The organism is Parachryseolinea silvisoli (genome assembly GCF_021190955.1).
In the GTDB taxonomy this organism is placed as follows: Bacteria; Bacteroidota; Bacteroidia; order Cytophagales; family Cyclobacteriaceae; genus Ohtaekwangia; species Ohtaekwangia silvisoli.
In genome coordinates this window covers 2,143,838-2,168,864 of the sequence record NZ_JAIOAO010000001.1, presented here as the reverse complement: position 1 = coordinate 2,168,864, position 25,027 = coordinate 2,143,838, and the positions used below count along the sequence as shown (strand labels likewise).

The 25,027-nt window shown below is 49.9% G+C and carries 22 protein-coding genes and 1 tRNA gene; 9 read left to right on the top strand and 14 right to left on the bottom strand.

The genetic code is table 11. The features are described from left to right. Nucleotides 1–22: 22 nt before the first annotated feature. From K7P01_RS08985 to nadB, 3 genes are read left to right on the top strand one after another with little or no spacing between them, the layout of a single operon-like run. Nucleotides 23–1,162 (top strand): CaiB/BaiF CoA transferase family protein, encoded by a 1,140-nt coding sequence (locus K7P01_RS08985; RefSeq protein WP_267292019.1) that lies wholly within the window; start codon nt 23–25, stop codon nt 1,160–1,162. Between the two features lie 60 nt (nt 1,163–1,222). Further along, nucleotides 1,223–2,233, top strand: a complete 1,011-nt coding sequence (gene nadA, locus K7P01_RS08980; RefSeq protein ID WP_267292017.1) for a quinolinate synthase NadA — start codon at nt 1,223–1,225, stop codon at nt 2,231–2,233. 2 nt (nt 2,234–2,235) lie between these two features. Continuing rightward, a complete protein-coding gene (nadB, locus tag K7P01_RS08975) occupies nt 2,236–3,804 on the top strand; it encodes an L-aspartate oxidase (RefSeq protein WP_267292015.1) in 1,569 nt (522 codons plus the stop codon). A gap of 88 nt (nt 3,805–3,892) precedes the next feature. On the opposite strand, the gene uvrB is transcribed toward nadB, so the two are convergent. The 11 genes from uvrB to K7P01_RS08920 all read right to left on the bottom strand — a co-directional run bounded on the left by uvrB (nt 3,893) and on the right by K7P01_RS08920 (nt 16,704). Continuing rightward, entirely contained in the window at nt 3,893–5,917 is a 2,025-nt protein-coding gene (gene uvrB, locus K7P01_RS08970; protein WP_267292013.1) for an excinuclease ABC subunit UvrB, read from the bottom strand. Nucleotides 5,918–6,153: 236 nt separating this feature from the next. Beyond that, complete coding sequence (locus tag K7P01_RS08965) at nt 6,154–6,897, bottom strand: shikimate dehydrogenase family protein (RefSeq protein ID WP_267292011.1); 744 nt, start codon at nt 6,895–6,897, stop codon at nt 6,154–6,156. 2 nt (nt 6,898–6,899) lie between these two features. Further along, complete coding sequence (locus K7P01_RS08960; RefSeq protein WP_267292009.1) at nt 6,900–7,862, bottom strand: DUF368 domain-containing protein; 963 nt, start codon at nt 7,860–7,862, stop codon at nt 6,900–6,902. Then, a complete protein-coding gene (locus tag K7P01_RS08955) occupies nt 7,849–8,652 on the bottom strand; it encodes a phosphosulfolactate synthase (protein WP_267292007.1) in 804 nt (267 codons plus the stop codon). Before K7P01_RS08955 ends, K7P01_RS08960 begins: the two co-directional genes overlap by 14 nt. After that, complete coding sequence (locus K7P01_RS08950; RefSeq protein ID WP_267292005.1) at nt 8,652–10,061, bottom strand: tetratricopeptide repeat protein; 1,410 nt, start codon at nt 10,059–10,061, stop codon at nt 8,652–8,654. Before K7P01_RS08950 ends, K7P01_RS08955 begins: the two co-directional genes overlap by 1 nt. Nucleotides 10,062–10,119: 58 nt before the next feature. Continuing rightward, nucleotides 10,120–11,106 carry an NAD-dependent epimerase/dehydratase family protein gene (locus K7P01_RS08945; protein WP_267292003.1) on the bottom strand — a complete coding sequence of 329 codons (987 nt, stop codon included), beginning with the start codon at nt 11,104–11,106 and terminating at the stop codon, nt 10,120–10,122. Nucleotides 11,107–11,120: 14 nt separating this feature from the next. After that, nucleotides 11,121–11,849 carry a tyrosine-protein phosphatase gene (locus K7P01_RS08940; protein WP_267292001.1) on the bottom strand — a complete coding sequence of 243 codons (729 nt, stop codon included), beginning with the start codon at nt 11,847–11,849 and terminating at the stop codon, nt 11,121–11,123. A gap of 23 nt (nt 11,850–11,872) precedes the next feature. Further along, nucleotides 11,873–14,215 (bottom strand): GumC family protein, encoded by a 2,343-nt coding sequence (locus K7P01_RS08935; RefSeq protein ID WP_267291999.1) that lies wholly within the window; start codon nt 14,213–14,215, stop codon nt 11,873–11,875. 9 nt (nt 14,216–14,224) lie between these two features. Next, complete coding sequence (locus tag K7P01_RS08930; protein ID WP_267291997.1) at nt 14,225–14,995, bottom strand: polysaccharide biosynthesis/export family protein; 771 nt, start codon at nt 14,993–14,995, stop codon at nt 14,225–14,227. A gap of 24 nt (nt 14,996–15,019) precedes the next feature. Next, nucleotides 15,020–15,574: a dTDP-4-dehydrorhamnose 3,5-epimerase gene (rfbC, locus tag K7P01_RS08925; RefSeq protein ID WP_267291995.1), complete on the bottom strand. Its 555-nt coding sequence runs from the start codon at nt 15,572–15,574 to the stop codon at nt 15,020–15,022. Between the two features lie 17 nt (nt 15,575–15,591). Next, complete coding sequence (locus K7P01_RS08920; protein WP_267291993.1) at nt 15,592–16,704, bottom strand: glycosyltransferase family 4 protein; 1,113 nt, start codon at nt 16,702–16,704, stop codon at nt 15,592–15,594. 186 nt (nt 16,705–16,890) lie between these two features. Between K7P01_RS08920 and hflX the strand changes: the two genes are divergently transcribed. Next, complete coding sequence (hflX, locus tag K7P01_RS08915; RefSeq protein ID WP_267291991.1) at nt 16,891–18,090, top strand: GTPase HflX; 1,200 nt, start codon at nt 16,891–16,893, stop codon at nt 18,088–18,090. 27 nt (nt 18,091–18,117) lie between these two features. Here hflX and K7P01_RS08910 read toward each other — a convergent pair whose 3' ends face one another. After that, nucleotides 18,118–18,621 carry a hypothetical protein gene (locus K7P01_RS08910; RefSeq protein WP_267291989.1) on the bottom strand — a complete coding sequence of 168 codons (504 nt, stop codon included), beginning with the start codon at nt 18,619–18,621 and terminating at the stop codon, nt 18,118–18,120. Nucleotides 18,622–18,860: 239 nt separating this feature from the next. Between K7P01_RS08910 and K7P01_RS08905 the strand changes: the two genes are divergently transcribed. Then, a tRNA-Arg gene (locus tag K7P01_RS08905) sits at nt 18,861–18,932 on the top strand. Between the two features lie 205 nt (nt 18,933–19,137). Here the strand turns inward: K7P01_RS08905 and K7P01_RS08900 are convergent. Beyond that, the gene (locus K7P01_RS08900) at nt 19,138–19,623 is read right to left on the bottom strand and encodes a hypothetical protein (protein ID WP_267291987.1); all 486 of its coding nucleotides are present in this window, start codon (nt 19,621–19,623) and stop codon (nt 19,138–19,140) included. A 307-nt stretch (nt 19,624–19,930) separates the two neighbouring features. Between K7P01_RS08900 and K7P01_RS08895 the strand changes: the two genes are divergently transcribed. Then, entirely contained in the window at nt 19,931–20,749 is an 819-nt protein-coding gene (locus K7P01_RS08895) for a polysaccharide deacetylase family protein (protein WP_267291985.1), read from the top strand. 750 nt (nt 20,750–21,499) lie between these two features. On the opposite strand, the gene K7P01_RS08890 is transcribed toward K7P01_RS08895, so the two are convergent. Beyond that, entirely contained in the window at nt 21,500–22,585 is a 1,086-nt protein-coding gene (locus K7P01_RS08890; RefSeq protein ID WP_267291983.1) for a Gfo/Idh/MocA family protein, read from the bottom strand. Between the two features lie 96 nt (nt 22,586–22,681). Between K7P01_RS08890 and K7P01_RS08885 the strand changes: the two genes are divergently transcribed. From K7P01_RS08885 to K7P01_RS08875, 3 genes are all read left to right on the top strand, one after another. Then, nucleotides 22,682–23,044, top strand: coding sequence for a winged helix-turn-helix transcriptional regulator (locus tag K7P01_RS08885; RefSeq protein ID WP_267291981.1), 363 nt, complete (start codon nt 22,682–22,684; stop codon nt 23,042–23,044). 862 nt (nt 23,045–23,906) lie between these two features. Then, on the top strand, nt 23,907–24,461 hold the full coding sequence (locus K7P01_RS08880; RefSeq protein WP_267291979.1) for a dihydrofolate reductase family protein: 555 nt from the start codon (nt 23,907–23,909) through the stop codon (nt 24,459–24,461). Nucleotides 24,462–24,591: 130 nt separating this feature from the next. Further along, a complete protein-coding gene (locus K7P01_RS08875; protein ID WP_267291977.1) occupies nt 24,592–24,954 on the top strand; it encodes a VOC family protein in 363 nt (120 codons plus the stop codon). Nucleotides 24,955–25,027 lie beyond the last annotated feature (73 nt).

The window sequence follows — 25,027 nt, the reverse complement described above, 5'->3', positions numbered from 1 at the left end:
ACAAAATGGAGCACTCAAACGTATGTTTCAGGATTTAAAGATCGTCGAGCTGGCCTCTGTGCTGGCAGGCCCCAGCGTGGGTCAATTTTTTGCCGAGCTGGGCGCCACCGTCGTGAAAGTCGAAAACCCCCGCCAGGGCGGTGACGTGACCCGCACCTGGAAAGCTGCGGGCGAAGTAACCGACGACCGTTCCGCTTACTTCTGCTCTGCCAACTGGGGCAAGCAATCTGTCGCGCTCGACCTGACACAGCCCCGCGACCGGCAGGTGGCCGACGACCTTCTGCGCGAAGCGGACATCGTCATTGCCAGCTACAAACCCGGCGATGCTGAAAAGCTCGGGGTGGATTATACCACCTTGTCTCAGCGCTATCCGCGATTGCTCTACGGCCAGATCACCGGCTACGGCGCCACCGACCTGCGTGTAGGCTACGACGCTGTACTGCAGGCCGAGGCAGGCTTTATGTACATGAATGGTGAGCCCGGCGGGCCGTCGCTCAAGATGCCGGTAGCCCTTGTTGACGTGCTGGCCGCGCATCATCTCAAAGAAGGATTGCTGTTGGCATTGTTGAACCGGTATCGCACCGGGCAGGGTGCGCTGGTAGAAGTATCGTTGTGGCAGGCGGCTGTGTCGTCGCTGGTAAATCAGGCGACCAACTGGCTGGTGGCGGGCAAGCTGCCGCAAAAGCAGGGCTCGGCACATCCCAATATTGCACCGTACGGCGATGTGTATAAGACGGCCGACGGCGAAGAGATTTTGGTGGCTGTGGGCAGCGACCGGCAGTTTCGCGACCTCTGCCAGGTGCTGGACATTGCTGTGCTGGCGGATGATGCGCGTTACCGTGACAATACCGCACGCGTGCAGAACCGTTTGACCTTAAATTCTGTTTTGCAGGCACAAATAGGCTTGCGTACAGCGCAGGCACTGATGATGCAGATAAATCAATGGAAGATCCCTGCCGGATTCATTCACACGCTGCGGCAGGTCTTTGAAGTGCCCGCGGCACAGGAATTGCTTCTGCGGGAGGGAACGCTGGCCGGCGTGCGGAATGTAGCCGCCATGCTATCGTTTGTAGACCGTAGCACCATTCACATTACGGCCCCGCCGGCGCTGGGCGAACACACCGACAGTGTGTTGGAACGATTAAATTCAAACCGCTCGTGACGGATTATTCCCGCCATAATTCTTTAAACATTAATTTCGCGTACTATTCACACAATCGAAATGATAACAGAGACACTACCCGCAGCCGTGGTTGAGGCGCTTCCGAAAAAGGGATTTCTGAATATTCCCGTAGGAAAGGATGTGGACGTCGTAGCGGAGATAAACCGCCTGCGCAAGGAAAAGAATGCTGTGATCCTGGCCCACTACTACCAGGAGGGCGCCATTCAGGACATTGCAGACTATGTAGGCGACAGTCTTGGGCTTTCGCAGAAGGCTGCGGCCACGCAGGCAGATCTGATTGTCTTTGCCGGTGTGCATTTTATGGGTGAGACGGCCAAGATTCTGAACCCCAACAAGAAAGTAGTACTGCCCGATTTGAATGCGGGCTGCTCCCTGGCCGAGTCGGCAGAGCCCCATGCATTTCGCGCTTTTCGCGAGCAACACCCCGACCACGTCGTGGTGACGTATATCAACTGCTCTGCCGAGATCAAGGCCATGAGCGATATCATCTGTACCTCGGCCAACGCGGAGAAGATCGTCAACTCCATTCCAAAAGATACCCCCGTCATCTTCGCGCCCGACAAAAACCTGGGCCGCTACCTCATCAAGAAGACGGGCCGCGACATGTTGTTGTGGGAAGGTGCCTGCATCGTGCACGAGGCGTTCGCCATCGACAAGCTGCTGGACCTCGCCAAGCAACATCCCAACGCGCGCATTGTAGCGCACCCCGAGTCGGAAGAGCACATTCTGAAGGTGGCCCACTATATCGGGTCGACCACCGGCATGATCAACTTTGTGAAGAACGACGCTGCACAGGAATTTATCATCGCCACGGAAGCGGGCATACTGCACCAGATGGCGAAGGAAGTGCCGGGCAAGGGCCTGATCCCTGCGCCTAGCCATGAGGATAACACCTGCGCGTGCAGCGAGTGTGCGTTCATGCGCATGAATACCCTGGAGAAACTTTACCTCTGCCTGAAATACGAGCTGCCCGAAATACACGTGCCGGAAGACATCCGGCTGAAGGCGCTGGTGCCCATCCAGCGCATGCTCGAAATCTCTAAAAGCTAACCATGCCTAAAACGGACGTACTCATTATCGGCTCCGGCATTGCCGGATTGTCTTTTGCTATCAAAACCGCCCAGCGTTTTCCCCAGCAAAGCATAACCGTCATAACCAAAGCCGACGACAGTGAGTCGAATACCAAGTACGCCCAGGGCGGCATCGCCGTGGTGCTCGACGAGCTGACAGACTCGTTTGAAAAACACATTGAAGATACCATGCGTGCCGGCGACGGTCTCAGCAATCGCGAGGTGGTGGAGATGGTTGTAAGAGAGGGTCCGGATCGCCTGGAAGAAATCATGCAGTGGGGCATCGAGTTTGATCAGGATGCTTCAGGCAACCTGTCCCTCGGGCGCGAAGGCGGACACACGGTCAATCGCATTATACACTTCAAGGACATTACCGGCTGGCAGATCGAACAAGGCCTGCTGCGTGCCGTGGCGCAGCAACCCAACATTACGCTGCTGTCGCACCACTTCTCGATCGACCTGATCACGGAGCACCATTTCAGTCACAAGATCTCACAGCCCGAGCCGGGCATCGCGTGCTATGGCGCCTATGTTATGGACCAGCGCACAGCCCGCGTCGAGAAATATGTATCCAAGGTTACGCTGCTTGCCACGGGAGGTGCCGGCCAAATATACCGCACTACCACGAACCCGATCATTGCCACCGGCGACGGCATCGCGATGGCGTACCGCGCCATGGCCAAGGTGAAGGATATGGAGTTTGTGCAGTTCCATCCCACCGCATTTTATGCGCAGGATGAAAACCCGTCCTTCCTCATCACCGAAGCAACGCGCGGCCACGGAGCATACCTGCGCACCAAAGACGGTGAGCGGTTTATGTTCAAATACGACGACCGGGGCGAGATGGCCTCACGCGACATTGTCGCCAAAGCCATCGACCACGAGCTGATCACCCGCGGCGATGAGTTTGTGTACCTGGATTGCACGCATTTTTCCATGGATGATTTTATGACGCACTTTCCCAACATTTATGAAAAGTGTTTGGCGAAGGGCATCGACATCACCCGGCAGATGATACCGGTGGTGCCGGCGGCGCACTACCTCTGCGGTGGTATAGAAGTAGATCTCTTTGGTCGTACGTCCATTACGAATTTGTACGCCTGCGGCGAGTGCTCGTGCACCGGCCTGCACGGTGCGAATCGATTGGCCTCTAATTCGCTGTTGGAAGCGTTGGTGTATGCGCACCGTTGTTTTCTGGATGTGTCAGAGAAGCTGGATGAGATACCGATGCGCGAAAGCATTCCGGAGTGGAATGCCGAGGGTACGATCGTTCCGCGCGAGCAGATTCTGATTACCCACACACGCAAGGAGCTGCGCGACCTGATGAGCGATTATGTAGCGATTGTACGCTCGAACGTGCGGTTGGAGCGCGCGCGGAAGCGGCTTGATATTCTCTATCATGAGACGGAACTGCTCTATGAGAAAGCTGTGTTGTCGCCGCAGTTGTGCGAGCTGCGTAATTTGATCACGATTGGGTTTCTGATCACCAAGCAATCGCAGGAGCGGAAGGAGAACCGGGGTGGGTTTTATAATATGGATTTGGAGGCTTGATTATTTTCCTCGGCAGTCTGGAGACTGCCACCACGGTAGGCACGAGTCTCCGCCCGAGACGGGCTAAGACTCGCGCCAGATGTATTTTTTACTTTTTGTCTTCCAGCAGTTTTTGAATGGCCATATACTCGTCGCGTAGCTTGGCAGCTTCGATGAACTCGAGCTCTTTTGCCGCTTTCTCCATGGCTTTGCGCGTACGGTCGGCCATCTTCGTCAACTCATCTTTGCTGAGGTATGCTACTACGGGGTCTGCTGCCAATGTTGCTTCCTCTTCCTCCACGTAGTAGTTCCGCGTAGACTTTTTCGAGTCTGCTACTTTGGTTTGTCCAAGGATGGCCTCTTTTGACTTGATCACTGTTGTCGGCACAATGCCGTGGATCTTGTTGTACTCCTGCTGTTTCAAGCGGCGACGATTTGTCTCTTCAATGGCAAGCTGCATGGACTCCGTAACTTTATCGGCATACATAATCACGCGGCCACCGGCGTTCCGCGCGGCACGACCGATGGTCTGTACCAGCGAGCGCTGGTTTCGCAGAAAGCCTTCTTTGTCGGCATCCAGAATGGCCACGAGTGACACCTCTGGCAGGTCAAGACCTTCCCGCAGCAGGTTGACGCCAACGAGTACGTCATATACTCCCAGGCGCAGCTCGCGCAGCAGCTCTACGCGCTCGAGCGTGTGTACTTCGGAGTGGATATAGCGACACTTGATGCCGACGCGATCCATGTATTTGGTCAACTCCTCGGCCATGCGTTTGGTCAGCGTCGTCACCAGTACACGCTCGTTTTTTTTCACGCGCTCATCAATCTCTTCCAGGAGGTCGTCGATCTGGTTCTTACTCGGGCGGACGTCAATCTCCGGATCGAGCAGGCCCGTGGGACGAATGATCTGTTCGACCACCACGCCTTCGGACTTGCGCAGCTCATATTCGGCGGGTGTCGCACTGACGTACACCACCTGGTTCATGAGTGCCTCAAATTCGTTAAACGTCAGGGGCCGGTTGTCGAGCGCTGACGGCAGGCGGAAGCCATAGTCTACGAGGTTTACTTTGCGCGACCGGTCACCGCCCCACATGGCGCGAACCTGCGGCACGGTTACGTGACTTTCGTCAATGACCATCAGAAAATCATCCGGGAAATAATCGATGAGACAGAAGGGGCGTGCCCCCGGGGCGCGGCGGTCGAAGTAACGCGAGTAGTTTTCGATGCCCGAGCAGTAGCCGAGCTCGCGCATCATTTCGAGGTCGAATTCGGTACGTTCTTTCAAGCGCTTGGACTCGAGAAAGCGTGTGTCCGTTTCAAATAGCTTTACCTGTGCCACCATGTCGTCTTGTATCTCGCGCATGGCCTGGTGCAGTACGGACTTGCCGGTAACGAACAGGTTGGCGGGGAAGATGGTAACGACTGATTCGTCGGATAACTTTTTACCGGTATCGGGATCGATGCGCTGGATCGATTCGATCTCGTCACCCCAGAAGTAGACGCGGATGGCATAATCGGCATACGCCAGGAATACGTCCACCGTGTCGCCCTTCACGCGGAAGGTGCCCCGTTTAAACTCGGCCTCGGTGCGGTGGTATAAAATGTCGACAAGACCAAACAGCAATTTATTACGTGCGATGACTTCGCCTGCTTTGAGCTTGATGACGTTCTTTCCAAACTCGTCCGGGTTACCGATACCGTAAATGCACGACACGGACGCCACCACAATTACATCCCGCCGGCCGGTAAGTAGCGCCGACGTTGCGCTCAGGCGCAGTTTCTCGATCTCTTCATTAATGGAAAGATCTTTTTCGATATACACATTGGACGAAGGAATGAACGCCTCGGGCTGATAATAATCGTAATAGGAAATGAAGTACTCTACGGCGTTCTCCGGAAAGAACTGCTTGAACTCGCCGTACAACTGTGCCGCCAGTGTTTTGTTGTGGCTCAGCACCAGCGTGGGCCGGTTGGTTTGGGCAATGACATTCGCCATCGTAAACGTCTTACCAGATCCCGTCACGCCGAGGAGGGTCTGATGTGCCTCGCCTTCGTTTACGCCTTTAACCAACTGCTTGATTGCCCCCGGCTGATCGCCGGTGGGCACATATTGACTGGTGAGTTTGAAATCCATGCCGGAAGTTAATGTTTTCTGAAAATCCCTTTGTTCTTAATCGCATTGGAAGAGAAATAGTTTCATTGTGTGGACACACTTGCGCCATGGGGCTGTGCTTTAGAACCGGCAGGGCTTTAGGGAGGTGAGCCTATGGCTTTGACAAGGCTTATGGATGACTAATTGTCGCTGTAAGGGTGCATAAAAAAGCCCTTGTCGGTTGGACAAGGGCCTTTATATTCAGCGAATATGCCAGATCAGTTGTTCCAGATTGTCCAGGACTTTTCTGCCTGTATATGCAGCATCTCCAGTCCGTTTTTAATGGTGGCGTTACGCATCTCTGCTTTTTGCAGAAACAACGTACGCGCCGGATTGTAGATCAGGTCGTACACATAATGATCCGCTCCGATCTGTTCAAAATCCACGGGGGGCACGGCTTCTGTCTTGGGGCTCATGCCCAGCGGTGTGGTGTTGATGATCAGCTTGGATTGTTGCAGGATGGACGGATCCTTTTGCAGATCTTCATAGGTAATAACGCCTTTCCGGGATTCGCGTGATACGATCTGGAAGGGAACCTTCAGTTTTTTCAGGGCTTCCTGTACGGCTTTGGAAGAGCCGCCGGTACCGAGAATTACCGCTTTAAATTGTTTGTCAGTGGGTAGCCACTTTTCGATGGTTTCAAAGAATGCGTCAGAGTCCGTGTTGAAACCTTTCAGCTTGCCGTCCTGGATCTTGATCACGTTTACGGCGCCGATCTGTTTGGCAAAGCCGTCTACCTCGTCGAGGTACTTCATGACTTGCTCTTTGTACGGAATCGTTACATTCAGGCCGGTAAGGCCACGGGTATCTTTCAAAAGCGCCTCCAGGGCGTTGATGTCTTCGAGCGGAAACAATTCATAGTGATAATCGCGGAGGCCTTCGCGAAAAAATTTCTCGTCAAAATAAGATTTTGAGAATGAGTGGCTAACGGTGGCTCCGATTAGTCCGAATACTTTTTCCATGTTCAGATTGTTGTTTTTAGTCCTGCTGCAATTCTTTCAATTAAAACCATCATAAATACCCCCAAGGCCATCATTAACATAGCCTGGAACACCTGAGGGTCTTTACTGGTCGTTACCAGATAATTCCATGGTAAGATACTTCTGTCTGCAACGGGTATTTGCTCACCTTTGCCAGTGATAACATATTCTTGCACTTCGCGCCAGGGCCACACTTTATTGAGCGATCCCAACATGAAGCCAGCTAGTAAAGCTACTGTAGTGCTGAGATAATTGTCTATTATCCAGCTTAAAAATCTTGCCATGCCCAGCAAGCTGATCGCGCTGCCGGCGGCAAAAAGACCCAGCACGGGCAGGCTCATTTGGCCGAAGGCCCATACCATCAGCTGGTATTTACCGATGAGCACCAGAAAAAATCCACCTGACAGTCCGGGGAGCAACATGCCCAGAGCCCCGGCCAGACCGGCTACAAAGGCCCATAAGAATGTATTCGAGGTGTGAAGGGGCGGAAACAATGTGAGGCCAAACGTCGCGGCTGCGCCAAACAGGAAAAAGAGTACCGTTGCAAGGCTCCATTTCCGAATACGGCGCAGGGCCAGCGGGGCGGCCATCAGTATGACGCCGAAAAAGAATGAAAAAAGTGGAATAGGGTAGTGGCCCAGCAAGTGGATCATGCCGCGCGACAGGATCAGCAGCCCCAAAAACACTGCGGCAGCCCATGTGGCAAGGAAATTACCGTCGATCTTGGTCCAGCAGTCTGCAAAGCGTTTATGACCGATCAGCTCGAAGGCTTCGCGATCGATGGCCCGCAGTGCACGGACCAGGCGCTCGTGTATGCCGCTCATGAACGCCACTGTTCCTCCGGATACTCCCGGAATGATGTCCACCGCCGCCATGGTTAGTCCCTTACCAAACAGGATAATATAATCCAGGGGTTTCTTCAATACTTTCCGCTTAGTCGATTTCAAACGGCGGCGCCGTGTTGGTGTTCTTCCGCTCGATGCCGAGGAAATGGAGGAAGGTATCTCCGCGCAGGCCGAGGCGAATGGTTTCCAGCGGTATCACCTCTTCTGGCGCGATGTTACCCAGGTTTACATTGGCACCCAGCAATTTGATGAACCAGACTTGCTGTGCTTTCTGGGGGGCTTCCCAAATAATCTTTTCGAAGGGAATTTTGGTGAGGATCTCCTGCACAAGGCCGGAGCGAACTTCGCCGGTAGAACGGAAAAGGCCTACGTTGCCACCCTCGCGGGCTTCGCCGATTACTTTCCAGGCGCCAGCATCGAGCTCTTTCTGCATGAGGTCGATCCACATATACGGCGGAATGATCTTATCGGCGTCTTTCGAGCCAACTTCGGACAATACCGTCACTTGCTCGGAAAGCTTGGCGATATAGTCGCATTTTTTGTCGTGGTCCAGGTCGATAGAACCATCCGAAACCTCGGCAAACGACATGTCAAATTTATCCAGCAGGCGACGATAGTCGTCAAACTGGTCGCGGATTACAAATGCTTCGAATAGCGTGCCCCCGAAATAGGTGGGAAGGCCGGCGTCCTTAAAAACTTTTAGTTTGTCTTTCAGACGAGGTGTGACGAAGGAAGTAGCCCAACCGAGTTTCACAATGTCTGTGTGATCGGCACACATACTGACAAAATCTTCGGCTTCACGGATACTCAGGCCTTTGTCCATGGCCATAGTAAAGCCGTATTGCCTGGGCTTTGTGGTACGCTCAGGCAGGTTTTTAAGGTCGTAATTCATTAATTGTTTTCTTTTCTAAACTGCTCGACGATCTTGTACAGCGCCTTTTGAGTCTCCAGTTTCGGGAAGAAGTCAAACAGCGCAGTGTGACCATCGAAGTCCAAAATTAAGGCATTTTCCAAATAATTAAAGGCTTCCTTAAAACGGCCTGCTTCGATGAGGTACACGGTCATGCGGTAGAAAAGTTCGGCATCGGCCGGAATGTCGCTAAAACCGACTAATAACGTGTCTATAGCCTTGTTCAGGTCGCCCTGCTCAAAGTAAATAAACGACCAGTTTAGCCAGATCTCCTTGTCCTGGGGATCGAGCTTGGCTGACTCTTCGTAGGCGTCAATGCTCGAAACGGTATTGCCGACTTTAAATTCGGCGTGGGCAACGGACTTCCAGTATTCGGGATTTTCCGGGTGGATTTTGAGTGCTTTGTTGTAGAAATGCAGAGCCTGGTACCATTTTTCCTGTTTTTCCAGGCAGGCACCGGCACCAAACCAGGCCTCGTCGTACAAGGGGTCCAGCTTGGCAGCTTTCTGGAAGTATTTCAGGCCCAGGTCGTATTGCTCCAGGCTTTCGTAGGCGGCGGCCAGGCAGCAATATACTTCGGGGCTGGGACCTTCCAGCTCGATGGTCTTGCGAAAGGCGTCCAGCGCCTTGGTGTACTCGCCCAGGTTCATGTGGGTGTTACCCATGTTGAAATAGGCCGAGGCAAAGGCGTCGTCAATGGTGATGGCGTAGTCGTACGCATGCATCGCCTCCTGGTATTTTTCCAGCTTGTTATACACGATACCCAGGTTATACCAGGCGGGTGCCGAGTACGGGTCTTCGTCGATAAACTTCTGATAATATTCAATGCTGCTTTCCAGCTGGCCCGTTACGTCGAGGCAGAAGGCCAGCTCGTATAGCGCGCCGTCGTGGTTGATGTTGAGCTCGATGGCTTTTTTATAGACCTCGATTGCCAGGGTATAATTTTCCATACTCTGGTAGGCGAGACCGATGCTATAGTATACTTCGTCTTTGTCGTCGGCAAACAACAGCGCCTGCTCGTAGTATTCAATCGCTTCATTGTGTTTTCCTTGTAGCGATAATACCGAGCCAATGGTGAGAAATATGTCTGCGTCGTTGGGTTGAAGCGCATGTGCTTCTTCCAGCAGCTCGAGGGCTGCATCGTACTCTTCTAAGTTCGAGAGGATCTGAGCTTTGATCGTGATCAGCTCGGTCGAAAACGGATATTGACTAATGGCCTGGTTTACAGCCTGCAGTGCCTTGTTGTGTTTGCCTCTGAACATGTAGAAGTCAATGATCTGTTCATAGGCGTCCAAGTCGAAAAATGCTGCCTTTTTCTTCCGGAGATGTTCTTCAAATCGCCTGATGAGCTCATTTCCTTCCTCTTCTCGTTTGCGGTATTCTCTCGGCATGGACTAAAGGTTTGTCCTAAAGTAGATAATTTATGCGGTAAAGCTACGACCTTTCACCCTATTTTTTGCCCGCCGTTTTGGTCATGTAATATTGGCAGCACCATTGCAAACTGGCATCAATCGGTTGAAATTCGAACGACAAAGTTTTGCGAATCTTGTCATTTTCAAATAAAAATTTTGTGCCTGCCTTACGGGCCGTTTCGCGGGTAATGAGGGGCTCTGAGCCCGTCAGGAATGAACGGAAACCTTCCACCCATGCAACAACGTTTAAAAGCGTTTTGTTCAGTTTGATAGAAGGTGCCTTTTTGTTAAAATTCGCTGCGATTTTTTGGAATAAATTTTCGAAAGAAATGTTTCCTGCGTTGGCAATAAAACGCTCGCCTTCGATAGGTTGGTGCAACAGCCCTACGGCAATAGCGGCGACATCCCGAACGTCGACATAATTTATATACCCGTCGGTATAGAATGGCTTTTGATCCCAGATATACTTAAACACCTTTGCGCTGCTTTTGTACCAGTCGGCCGGTGCGAGTATGACGGAAGGGTTTACAATCACCGTGCTGAGACCTTCTTCCTGACCGCGAAAAATTTCCAGCTCGGCATAATACTTGGACTCGGCATAGCGTGAGGAGGCCGCGTCGCTTACCCACTTGTTGGACTCGTCAATGCGGTCTTGTCCCTTCTGCCGGCCCAATGCCGCAACCGAGCTGATGTGTACCACGCGGCGTATGCCCTGATCGAGGCAAATATTCACTACGTTGCGCGTGCCCTCGATGTTGATGTCCATCATGTTTCGGGCAAAGCGCGGACTAAATGATACGATCGCCGCGGCGTGGATCACGTGCGTAACGCCTTGCAAGGCCTCGGCCAGCGCCACTTCGTCGCGCACGTCGGCTTCACGCCAGGTGATCTTGTCAGCCACATCGGCGAGGAGCGACCTGTCGCTATCTTTTCGGGCGATGGCTACAAATGGTTCCTGTTGCGCCAGAAGCCTCCGCACAAGGAAACTACCCAGCAGTCCGTTTGCCCCGGTAACAGCGATCATGATTTTCAGGTTTGCTAAAGTGTATGATTGAGCAGCGGTAAAGATAAGGCTTTTTGAAAGTACTTCATGCCTTGTGCGCGCGCAATCAGCTGGGCGTGTTGCATATGGTGGCAATCGCTGCCCAGGAAGTGAACCCAGCCTTTGTCAATCAGCCGGTTGGCGGCCTGTTGTACATCGCGGGAGTAATAGCCGACGATGGAGCCGATGTTGACCTGGAACAAAATGCCCCGGTCGAGATAGTCTTGTAATTTGGCCTCGTCGCGCAGCAGGTACATGTATCGCTCCGGATGCGCGAGCACCGGGCGATAGCCTTTGACGGAGGCCAGGAAAATAAACTCCTTCATGTTGAAAGGCTCCGTCAGGAAGTTGGTCTCAAAGAGCAGGTAATTTTTTCCCAGCGTCAGGAGCGGCATGTCGTTTTCCAGCATGTGCATCAGCTGGGCGTCCAGGTAATACTCCGCGGCACTGTGCAGCTCGATCGTCATACCCCGTTCGTGCAGGTAGCGGCGCAACTCGTCCAGCCGGGCGAGGATGCCGTCGGTGGTATTGCGATAGCTGTCGCTCATGACGTGCGGCGACGTGATGAGCTTGGTATATCCCAGGCGTTGAAACTCGCGGATGATCTCCTCGGCCTGCTCAAAGGTTTGCACACCATCGTCCAGCGCCGGCAGCAAATGCGAATGCAGGTCGGTGGTGAGTGGGGTTGCAGGTAGCGTGTCCTTTTTCTTAAACCAGCGAAGCACAGTGGTATGGGAAAGTAAGTGTGTTAGCGTTTGAAGAGCGTACGGATCATTTCCATCTTGCTGTCGCTCTCGTCTTCATAGTAGCCGTAGCCATTGGTGTTCTCGCCGCGCATGGGCAAGGCATTGAGCAAGGTGGTTACGTTGGTGATATGGTTGATGGTAATGATGCGTTGCAGGTTCTTGATGAAATCACGTTTCGAATAATCCGCCCGGAAAATATAGATCGATATGTCGGCTTTTTTCATGGCCTGGATCCCGTCGGTCACCAACCCCACCGGGGGCGTATCGAGCAGAATGATATCGTAATGCTTTTTGAGATCTTCCAGGATCGACGAGAACTCGCCGTTCAGCAGTAGTTCCGACGGGTTGGGGGGAATCGGCCCGGAGGGTATATAGTCAAAGTACTCGAGGTTCGTGCGCAATACGCAATCTTGCCACCGGTCCTTGCGGATCAGGACGGTGCTCATTCCTTTCGAAGGATCGGGTATCTCGATCGGCAGGTTTGCTTTGGGCTTGCGCATGTCGAGATCGATCAGGACTACCTTCTTGCGTGAGATCGCAATTGCGCCGCCCAGGTTCAGCGCGACAAACGATTTGCCTTCCCCCGAGATAGTAGAGGAAAGGGCCACGACACGCTGCGGCGACTCCGTCCGGAAGAAGTCCAGGTTGGTGCGCAGTGTACGGATCGCTTCGCTCACCACGGACTTCGGATAATTCACTACGTGCAAATTTTGAATGCCCGTATGGCGCGAGGCGGGTATCACTCCGAGCACCGGTACGCCCGGCAGTTTTTCAAGCTCGTGCTGTGCGGTAATTTTGTTGTTGATCAGGTATAACACGCCGATCACAAAGAGAATCAGCATCAGGCTGGCCACCAGGCCGATGCCGGCAATCATCGCGCGGTTGGGCGAGATGGGGGTCGTGGGAAGCGATGCCGGCGAAAGGATTTTAAAGTCAGGGGTAGTACCGGCCTGTGCAATTTCAAAGCCCGCCTTCGACTGCATCAGTGACAGGTAAAACTCTTCGTATAGTTTGTAGAAGCGTTGGTTCTTGGAAAATTGCGTGCTCTTGTCGGGCAGGTTGGCAAATTCATTTTCCAGGCTGCTCTTGCGCCGGTTCAGCTCCTGTAACCGGATCACCCACTGATTCTTCATTTCCTGGAGCTGCTGTGAAGCCTTGCGTGTGCGGCTGTCGATCTGTTGCTGCTGCTCGCGATAGGCAAATGTCACTTCGTTATACGACAGCTTCATGCGCTCCATCTCCTGCGTTAACTCCTGAATGTGGTCGAGATTTTCATATAAATAGTCGGGCAGGGCTTGCTTGAGCGCCGGTGATAAAAATACCTCGTGGGTCTGAATGCCGTCCAGCAGCCGGTTCACATCGCGGATGCGCAGGGTCAGGTCGTAGCGTTGTGAATCAATGGCGTTAATGGACTGGATCGTCTTGGCCAGGTCCTGATCCAGGTTGTTGGTTTTGTTCTGCAGCGTAAACTTCTTGAAGTAATCTTCAAAGCCTTCCATTTTTATCTCGATCTGCTGTAACTCTTTGTTGAGCCAGTCGATCTTCTGTGTGTTGGTCAGGTTCTTTTGCTGATGGCTGTAACGCAGATACATCGCGTCGACGGTGTGGACAATAGCCTGGGCTTTGGCGGGCTGGTTGTCCTTGAATGCCACACGGATCGTTTTTGCCGAGTAGTTCAGCGGCTCGACAATCAGGTTTGCCGTGATATAGTTCAAGAGCACATCGCGGCTGTTGATGACGAAAAACAGATCGATTTCGTCGGTCGTGGAAAAGCTAGTATTCTTGGTCAACACCAGCTCAAAGTTGGTGGATCGGACCGGTGTGTTGTAGGTGCCTTTTACTTTGTTGCCTTCCTCGCCTACATGCAGGTAAAATTCATCGTCGTTGATCTTTTCAAAAAAGATCTGCTGGTTATAGGCCGTGGTATGTTCGGGATTGTACTCCACCTGAATCGGTGTAGCAGTAAAAAGCTCATGGTTGAGCACTTCGCCCTTGCTGAAATACCCTACGTCGAGATTGAGCGAGTCCAACACCCGGTTCAGGAAGAGCTTGGCGCGAATCAGCTCGATCTCGCCCGAGATCGGGTCAGTGGCCAGGGGGTCGTCGGCCACAAAGGTTTCTATGCCGAGCGCAGTGGCTTCGTTCTTAATGTCGAGCTTGATCTCCGACGACGACTCGTACAGATCTTTAGTATACCGGATCTTGATATAAGCTGCCGCATTGATCGCTACAAAGATCAGCAGCAGCCACCACAGGTTGCTCAACACAGTGGCACGCAGCTTGTGAAAGTCTATACTTTCCTGGTGGCTGGTAGAGGGGGCGATATGGGGTTTGACCGGTTCCACAGGTGAAGGTTACAATCCGACGAGCACGACCACCAGCGTGGCGATACTTGTTAAGATACTCAAGATAGGGCCATAGTCACGTACGCCCTCAATAAACGGCCGCCGGATGGGCTCGACGTAAACAATGTCGTTGGGCTGTATCACGATGTTGTTTTCTAAGTACCCGGCAAAGGTACTCAGGTCAGCGATGATCACCGTTTCACCACGCAACACGCGAATGTTATACGCCTTGGCATCGTTGCTGACACCTTTTGCCAGCGCCAGCACCTCCGTTAGCCGGATGTTCTCATTCGTCAGAGGAATTACCTGCCCGCCCGGTGCACCCAGTACGACCACGCGCTTGTTCAGATACTTTAACCGGATATACATGCCGGCGTAGAATTTTGTGTAGGTCTGCTGCAACCGGTCTTCTGCCTGTAGTAGTGTAAGCCCTTCGAGGCGAATAGTATCGATCATGGGGAATTTTACCACGCCATCCTGGTTGACCAGGTAGCTGCGTACTTCGTTCCCGCTCACCGGCGTAGTTTGTACGGGACGGTCTTTGTCGAGAAAACGATCGGGGTCTACCAGGCGCTCGCCGTTCTTGGTATAGATCTCAATGGCCAGCTGATCATTTTTCTGAATGCTGTAATTCTTTTCTGCTGCATTGGCCTGCGCCTTGACGGCGTCCTTTTGATCGACCTGGAACATGATGTTCTGCCGGTAGGAGGCACACGAAGAGGCCAACAGGCCCAGGATCGCCAGGGAGCACGCTGAACGAAAAAAGGAAGTTCGTTTCAAGTTAAAAAATGCGTTAATTTCAGCTTAATATCGTGAAATTACGGATTTTCTTAACAACTCTTCCAGCGTTGGAAGATGCTGGTCCTTTTCGGACAGAATAGGGTCGTTTATTTGCCAGTTAATATTCAGCTGGGGATCGTTCCAGCGTACACCGATTTCAGATTCGCGGTGGTAATGATGCGTGCATTTGTAGAAGAAAACGGCGTCTTCCAGCGCCGAAAAGCCGTGGGCGAACCCTTCCGGCACCAGTAGCATATTGTTGCGGCGGGCCTCCAGCAGACAGTAGTACACCTTACCAAAGGTCGGGGAACCGGCGCGCAGGTCGATGGTCACATCCAGGATCGTGCCCTGAAATACCGACACGAGCTTGGCCTGGGCGTGCGGCGCTACCTGCATGTGCAAGCCCCGTACAACACCCTTTTTAGAGAACGACTTGTTCTCCTGGACGAATTTGTCTTGTATGCCGTGTTTGACAAAGAGGTCTTCGCGGTAAAACTCGTAGAACCACCCGCGGCTGTCTTCTAGAACAGAAGGAAAAATCTCCACCAACCCTTCTATACCGGTTTGCTTTACTTCCATGAAAAATCAATGGCCAGTTACGATGCCTTTTTGAATTCGCTGATCGTCTGCAGGTACTTGTCGATGACAACGGACTCGCTGTACTCCGTTTCCATCTTCGTCCGACCATTTTCTCCAAAAAGCTTGAGGGTGGCACTTTCCATATCGGCCATCTCCTTCATCTTTTCAGCCAGGTCGTCTGCATCTTTCAGCCTGCAAAGAAGGCCATTAAAATTGTTTTTCACAACATGGTTGCAGCCCGGCACATCCGTGGCGATAATGGGCTTGGACGAGCTGGCGGCTTCCAGCAATGTGCGCGGCGTACCTTCACGGTACGAAGGCAGCACGACGCAGTCGGCCGCGTGAATGAACCGACGCACGTCGTCGGTCGTGCCCAGGTATTCGATAATGCCCTGGTCGATCCATTCCTGGATCACCTCGGTCTTGATGCCGCGCTTGTGCAGTGGGTCCATCGCACCCAGCACCTGGAAGCGGGCGTTCATTCCGGCCGCACGTAATTTCTTGACGGCTTCAATATATTCCATCACTCCCTTGTCAGTAATGAGGCGGGAGATCATTAGAAATGTAAAAGTGTCATTGCGACGGAATGCCATTGGCTGGAACTTCCCCAGGTCGATGCCCGAACCGGGCACCAGATCCACGGCACGCTCCGGCACAAGCTTGCGGGTTACGAACAGTTTTAAGTCGTCAGGGTTCTGGAAGAAGACCTTTCGCGCAAAGCGGAAACTGATCTTATAGAGCGCGATCGCTACAGCCGACACGAGGTTGTCCTTGAGAAAGACCGTGCCCAGGCCACATACGTTATTCACGACGGGAATCTTCAGCATCGACGCTGCCAGGGTGCCGTACACATTCGGTTTGATCGTGTAGTGTAAGATGACGTCGGGGCGGATTTTTTTGTAAATCGTGTACAATTCTACAATTAAGGCAGAATCCTTCACTGGGTTAGCTCCCCGGCTGTCCATCCGTACCTTGTGGTGCACGCAACCGGCGGCCACAAGGAGATTTGTGTACTCATCTTCGGGTGCCACGGTGTGCACCTCATGCCCTTCTTCAAGCAGGGCGCGAACAAAGTTCATCCGGAAATTGTAAATATTCCAAGACGTGTTGAGGACGATAGCAATTCTCATTTGGGCTCTGGTTGAGAAAATTGAAATTATCCTGAATTCGGTAAAGGGTAGAAAATTCAGCTGTACGTGAGGAAATTCCAGCTTGAATTCGGGTGTCGGTGTATCATCAAAAATAGGAAAAAGTAACCCAACCGTGCAACAACCCGAAAAAATAATACGTTAAGATTGTTCATTTTTGTAAAAGATATGAAGGAAGCAGAAAATACAGCCGTTTTAGTAGCACTTAGCAGCACCCGCACCCAGGAGGAGACCCAGGAGCATCTCGACGAGCTGGCTTTTCTGGCAGAGACGTCGGGCATCAAGACCATCCACCAGGTCGTGCAGAATTTGCCGCACCCCGACTCGCGCACTTTTCTCGGAAAAGGTAAGTTGGCGGAGCTCAAGCAGTTCGTGATGCAACACCAGGTACGTCACATCATCTTCGACGAAGACCTTACGCCGTCGCAGCTGCGCAACCTCGAGCGTGAGTTCAATCCCAAAGAGCAAGAAGATTTTACGGTGCGCATCTACGATCGCAGCTTATTGATTCTGGATATTTTCCTGTGGCGCGCGCAGACCGCTCAGGCCAAGACGCAAGTCGAACTTGCCATGAACCAATACCTGTTGCCCCGACTCACCCGCATGTGGACCCACCTGGAACGCCAGCGCGGTGGTACTGGTACCCGCGGTGGTGCAGGTGAAAAGGAAATCGAGACCGACCGTCGTAACATCCGTCAGCAGATCACGGTCTTAAAAGAGCGGCTCGAAAAGATCGAAAAACAACGCGCCACCCAGCGCAAGTCACGCGGCGGCGTTGTGCGTGTAGCCCTGGTGGGATATACCAACGTCGGCAAGTCCACGCTTATGAATTTGCTGTCCGGCTCCGGCGTACTGGCCGAAGACAAGCTCTTTGCCACCGTCGACTCCACTGTGCGCAAAGTAGTATTTGGCAACATCCCGTTCCTGCTGTCCGACACCGTAGGGTTCATTCGCAAGCTGCCCCATCACCTCATCGAGTCATTCAAATCCACCCTCGACGAAGTCCGCGAAGCCGATCTGCTGCTCCACGTTGTAGACCTGGCACATCCGTACCACGACAATCAGATCGAGGTTGTCACCAAGACCCTGGAAGAGATTGGCGCGGCCAATATTCCAACGGTTTTGATACTGAACAAAATCGACCTCTTCCGTGAAAAAAATCCTGACATCAACCTGGAGGAGATGCGGGGCTTTTACCGCGAGAAAGGATTTGAGCATGTGGTGTTTGTTTCGGCGACAGGCAATGAGAATATTAATGGGCTGAAGCAATTGATTTTTGAGAAGGTGAAGGACAGACATATTCAGATTTTCCCGAACTTCTTTAAGGATGGGTATGAGTTCTCGCCGTGGCCGGTTGAGTCGGTGTGAGGGAAAATATGGAACTGCGGCGTACCATCAACGTTTCAAAACGCTGAACAGATACGCCACATCGCTTTCGCTCTTTCTATCGATTTGTACCCTGGTAAGAACTTTAAAGAAAAAGGCAGGAAGGGAGACCAGCAGACTAATGGCAATTGTCCAAAATAGGGAGAACTCTTCTGGCTTTGCTATATAACCAATAACGCCAACAAGGAGTATCGTTACCGACATACAGAGCGACAGTGTTAGATATATCAGATAGCTGGTTCTGATTTCGTCTTCTGTATCGTCATAGATCGTTATCTCGGTACGGTCGTCCAGTGGCTGCACAGAAATATGCAAGATGGGTGAAATCTCTCCCCTGCCAAACCTTAATGCATTTCGAACATGAATACGTTTCTCTGATACCATGCCAGAGAAATAATGTGATCCAAAAGGTAATATCAGAAACTCCCCCGCGGTAGGAAAAGTGTGGTTTCTTAATACCGTCAAAACCTCTTCGGGGGAAAGCTCTGTAATAAAGATGGAAAGTTTCTTCACGGCCGGACAAAGCTACAGATCCATCGCAATACGTGGGAAACAAAAGTGACTTGAGGTTTTAGCTCACTTCCAGGCGAGACACGGGCCTGCCATGCGGCCAGTCTCCAGAGGATATGGAAAAACTCAATAGATTGTAACTTATTCATAGCCAGTAAGTAAATAAAAAAAACAACGGACACACAATATTTTTTATCTTTGCGCCCCTTGCCCTATGCCGTAAAGGTCATTTATGGCAAGATGGCCCCGTAGTTCAATGGATAGAATAGGAGTTTCCTAAACTTTTGATGCAGGTTCGATTCCTGTCGGGGCTACTACTAAAAAGCCTTCTAATTGCGAAAATTAGAAGGCTTTTTAATGTCCGACTGAAGGGGAATCGAACTGTGCATAGCGTAACTATTTTTAGGGATTTTTTGAACATGTATTCATCAAGCGCCCCATCGTTAAATGCGTGACATACCGTATCTTTCTTTGCAACCCCGGACTAACTAACGATCACTTTACGTTTACCATCCCAATTTAGGAGGCTTCCTTGATCGGAAAATTGCTTTTTAAATCATAACCCAGTCGTATAAATTCCATAAACAACTTTCCATCCTCCGTTACCACGACTGACTCATATCCTGCTATGATAACAAGTTCGTACCAATAATTTATAAATATATCTATAGGAATTTTTGAAAGAGGTAATTGGTAACCAAAGTCCATAATTACATATTCATAATTACGTAGTTTGGAATTACGAAAATACGCCCTTACGGTTTCCTCATTGTTGTCGAAGTCGTAGTAAAATGAATGGTGATCTGGATAGTCATTCCACTCTATCCAATATGGTTTCTTGTTCAACTCAATTCTCGTATTACATAATTTAATGCCATGCGCCGTCAGAATGGAATTGATGTTGTCTGGAAAGTCATTTGAAATTGAAACAATCTTGCTGGAAAACTCCTTAAGAGGATTAATAAATTTGTCGCTCATTATTCTATTATTGATCTTCTGTCCCATTTGTCCAAGCAAATATCGCAAACGGTTATTGATTTGGAGCGCTGGTCTCGTTCTCTAAATACGTACACCTATGCATCGGATCGCGAAAGCAAGGCGATTTTGCCAGTTCTGCGATCTTTAAAAAATCCTGACTCAACTGCCCTTCTCAGGGTGTGAAAACAATTTGTAAGTACCCAAAAAGGGAATGGTGGCGCTTTGTGTTTTTTACGAATTTTATGGGGGTATGATACGGCGAAAATGTAGATCGATTTAAAGAAACGTTCAATTGTGTCGGCTTGCCTTATGTGGGACATTAAACATTGACGATATGCGTTACATCACCACTATCATACTCGGGTTAATGGCTATGCAAATCAGCTTGGACACTTTCTGCCAAGCGCCTTTAAAAAACAAAGGAGTGTCAGCCGCTATTATATGCCTGACATATGACGACGCTCTTCCATCGCAGTTGGATAATGTGATACCGCAGTTGAACGCATTAAATCTTAAAGCAACGTTTTTCGTTAATTCGCTCGCTGGAAGCTCAAATCAGATAGGACATGCATCACCATCGCTGGTCCGTTGGAAGGCCGCATCAATTCAAGGACATGAGTTAGGCAACCATACATTGTTTCATCCTTGTCCTGAGCGGCTCGGGTGGGAAAAAGAGGTAGCATTAGAAGCTTATGATCTGGAACGGCTGATGTCAGAAATTCGCACCATGCATAGTTACCTAGACATAATAATGGGTAAAAAGTCGAAGAGAGCTTATGCCTATCCTTGCAATGAGACGTCGATCGGCGGTGTGGACTACGCCGCCGTGCTTCGGGAGCTTGGTATAATCTCCTATGGCCGTTCTGGCGGCGACGCGCATAACAATATTTCGAACGGAAAAGATCTGGACGGACTAAAAGTACCAAGTTGGCATGTAATGGAGGGAACGACAGGTGCGGCGTTGATCGAGTTCGTAGAAAGAACCATTCGCTCAAACGGGTTAGGAATATTTCAATTCCATGACATAGGGGGATTGCTATTTAATGTTTCCAAGGAAGCACATCAGGATTTACTGAACTATTTGTCAGCGAATGCCGATAGGGTTCGGGTAATGACCTTCAGTGATGCGGTTGCTGAAATGAAACAGCGATGATTAACCATGCAGAATTGCAAAATGACCGGGTTCAGGCTCGTCTATATATTATTCCTGAAGTATTAGGGCCAGCGTTAATCACACTGTAGGAATAAAACCTGTCAAAATTGTCAGGTATTTAAATGCTTTTGCGGCCATTACAGCCTTTGAAGAGTTTGGAGATCAGGATTCAGGGAGCACGAATGCAGCACCGTCCGGTCTACTACTAAAAAGCCTTCTAATTGTTAAAATTGGAAGGCTTTTTTGTGTCTAACCGGATAGGAATCGAAACGCAGTTCATCGCCATCAGTTGCGCCAGGTGCTGCAGGCATTCGAAACTCGACAAGAGTTTACACATGTCGCCACACCGGAAGAAAATGCCTACATCGAAGCATTCCACTCCATCCAGCAGCACGAACTCATGGATCGATTTACTTTTCGGGCAATTACGACGCTAAGGAGCACATTGAGAAGTATATGTACTGGTACAACACACGGTGGCGGCATGGTGCGTTAAAAGGCCATCCTGGAAACGTTACACCGAGGCCACCTTCGACGCAGAAGCGTTTTTACAACAGCCACTGGGCTAAGCCGTATGCAATTACACCGCAAACTAAAAGCGCGTACAGGCAAGTCTACCCGCGAGTTCCTGCGGGATTTTAAGTGTACACGTTCACAGCCGGCCGAGAGCCGATCGTGTGCATACCATCGGAGATAAGTGACGCCAGCAAGTTAAAGAACAGCGTTGGGTTGATCCGGTTGTGTGCTGGCCTAAGCATTTTTTGCAGACGTTTCTATATTATTCAGTAATTTATAAAGCTGTACAGCATCATTAAAAGAGGGTGCATTTCGGGTATGGATTCGAATGTCGTCTGCGAGCAACTTATAAATTCGGGCTACATTTCCTACCAGTGGGTCTTCGGGAAGATTATTACTAAACTCGACTGGGACTTTCAATAATTGCAGTTCTTTCTCAATGCCTCTTGCTCCAAAAATAGAGAGAGGCGCCAACTGTCCGTGTCCCGAACCACCTCTTACCTGTATATCGCCTTCAGTACCATTAATTTCCCATAAAAGATTAGTACCACGTGATATGCCACCACGGTAATGAACAGAAATAGGTATACCATTTGTTAACGTACCGATCACCATAATTTGGTCTTCCGCTGTTTTCGATTTCACCTCACCTGTTTCCAATACTTTCACCAGGGTAAAATTGCTTGTCATTCTGGAACTAAGCTCTGAAAAACTCCCCAATACACGGGTAACGCCTGCCAACGTATGTGCCAAGGGTATAGTAAGCATAGTAGCACCATTGGCTTTATCATACAAATAATATAAATCTCCAACAGTCTCGTTTCGCCAACTCCCGCCCGAACCTATCAAGGTTGTTGATAGAACTTTCCCTACATAACCATCCTTTATGAGTTGTTGCAAATACAAAATCTCAGGTGCTACCACCATTTGCGTTCCTACGACGGCCACAACATCTTTCCTTGCTGCCACTTCGGCTAAAAGTCTGGTTTCCTCCAAACCATTTCCAAGTGGATGTTCACAATACACGTGTTTGCCTGATTCCAGTGCAGCTTTTACCAACGCGAAATGATGTGGAACTTTCACTGTAACGATTACCAAATCTATTTCAGGCGAGTTTATAAGCGCTTCTGCATTGTGAAATGCATAGGGGATTTGGAATGCTTCGCAAGACCTTTTCGCACTTTCATAGTTCGTATTTGCCACGCCTACAATTTCAAAATCCTCTGCCAAAAATTTCAATGCGGGTACATGCGATTTTGATGCCCAATGGCTATCGGGATTTAAACCAATAAATCCGACTCTGATACCATTTGTTTTCATTCTCTTTTATTTTTGATTGAATTGCAAATTTATAGGGATACAAATACCTTTACACAGTACATAGGAAATTGTATGGTACATACAAAAATGTAAGTAATGGCAAACACTAAAGAAACTTCAACAAACAAGCAGAATAAGATTTCTATCGCTGATTGCAACGTTACCTACTCAGTTCAACTGGTTGGGGGTCGGTGGAAACTTCCTATTCTGATGCAATTGCAAAAAGAAAAAAAGCGCTTCGGAGAATTAAAAAAAATAATTTCCAATATCACAGAAAGAATGCTCACACTACAGTTAAGAGAACTGGAAAAAGATGGCTTGGTATCAAGAATGGTTTATGCGGAAGTTCCGCCAAGAGTTGAATATGAATTAACGAAAACCGGAAAGGAGCTGATGCCTGTTTGCAAGGAACTACATAAATGGGGAGCAAAACATAAAATGGAATTATCGAAAAAGTGATAATTCATCCATCCCGAGTCAGGATCACTACGTACGCTACATCCCCTCCACTAGAGGTACTGGCGGGCAATACGTAATGGTCGTATTTCTTTAGCGACGGGCCCCCATTGGCCCCCATTTCCTGCAGCGAATAAACGCCAGCCATGCTCGGTATGCGGTAAACGTATTTCAAAAACATCATCTTTGGCGCTTTACATAGTGATTGGTAGTATTGTTAGCATCTGTCAGTGACAGGATTACACCGCCCCGCACGGCTTCGAAATGGGAGGAGAATGTTTCAGACCCGCCCCTGAAACGGTCCGTAAGCGTCATCGTCCAGATATTGGTATTGTATCGGCCGGTATATTTCTGAGTAGCAAATTTCAGATCACCCTCCTGTCCCGAAGCACCCGAATGTTGACTGCTGTACGTGTTGTCCGCCAGAAAATTGAACTCGTTCGAAATGGAAGTTTCCCGTGGGCTAGTTTCATGAATCCATTAAACATCTGCTTGTTAAAAAGTAACGATTTTAAAGCGTTTTATTTCCACGGAGACTTGGATAGGCTAACATCAAGCCCCTTCGCGCATTTCAAGTGCACCTTTCACAAAACAGATCGTGGGTTTCTCACGATAGAAGAAATCGAGATCTTTTGGAATGCGAAGTTTGATGCCAAGCGCCTTGAGGAGGTGCGAGATTGTTTTTCGCTGATGAGATTAGGTAACGCTGGGGGATATGCCTGTGTTCTTGCAGTTCAGTGCGACATTGGAGGGCATTGACGACAGTAATAACAAATTGTCACAAATGCCACCGGAAATTGTCGCGATTTAACGCTATGATAAAAGTCATTACTTCCGACATTCGTAGACACTAAAAATAATCGACATGGCTAAAATAGTCGCGACCTTAAATATAATGCTCAACGGTTCGTGTGATCATACTTCCGGACTCGCCGACGAAGGCGTACACGATCATTACACGGAAGTAATCCGGGGATCAGATATTATTCTTTATGGAAGAACCACGTACGAGCTTATGGAAGACTACTGGCCCAGGCTGGTTAAAAATCCTAGCGGAGAAAAGTCAATGGACGAATTTGCAGTTGCTTTGCACAATATTCAGAAAGTTGTTTTCTCACGCACACGGCAGTCTCTTAGCTGGGAAAATTCTGTTCTTGCCAAAAAAAGCCTTGAGGAGGAAGTTCGGTCATTGAAGAAACAACCGGGTAAGGATGTTCTGATTGGAAGTCCAAGCTTGATTAATGCGTTAACGAAGCTTGATTTGATTGATGAATATCACCTTTGTATTCATCCGGTGATTGCGCAGGACGGATTACTTCTGTTTAAGAATATCCCTGAACGATTGATTCTCACGTTAACGAAGACTAAAACTTTTAAGGCCGGGCAAGTGATGCTCTATTATGAGAGAGTAAAAGATTAAAGAATGCAATAGCCACGAAGTCACAAAGTTATCTTCGTGTGATTGAGTGCCTTAGTAGCGACAGTATCGGGGGTATTTGCATATTGTTGTCACGTATATTATATTTGTGACAACAAAAAAAATAAGCGCGATGAGAAAATTAGAATTTGCATCCCTTCAGGTTAGGGATCTGGAAACCTCGAAAGGGTTTTACACCACAAAACTAGGGTTTGAGGAAGCAGGAATTCCCAACCCACATGCCTGTGTTTTTAGATACAACAAGGGTGAGGCAAGTTTTGCCATTAGAACGCCAATCGGTAACCTGGAAGGAAAAGAACTGGGTATCGGGGCCTCACTCTGGTTCGCAATCGACGGGGAAATAGAGGACCTGCAGGCCCAGTTATTAGCAAAGAATGTGACACTGTTGGGGCCGATCCAGGTAACACCTTTCGGGAAAATCATTATTGCCAAAGACCCCGATGGATACAACATCACCTTTCTGAAATCAAACTAAACATATCGATTATTACTCATATCCATTCCGGTTGGTTTTTTTTTCGGGATCAACCGGGTCGACTTTGAACGGA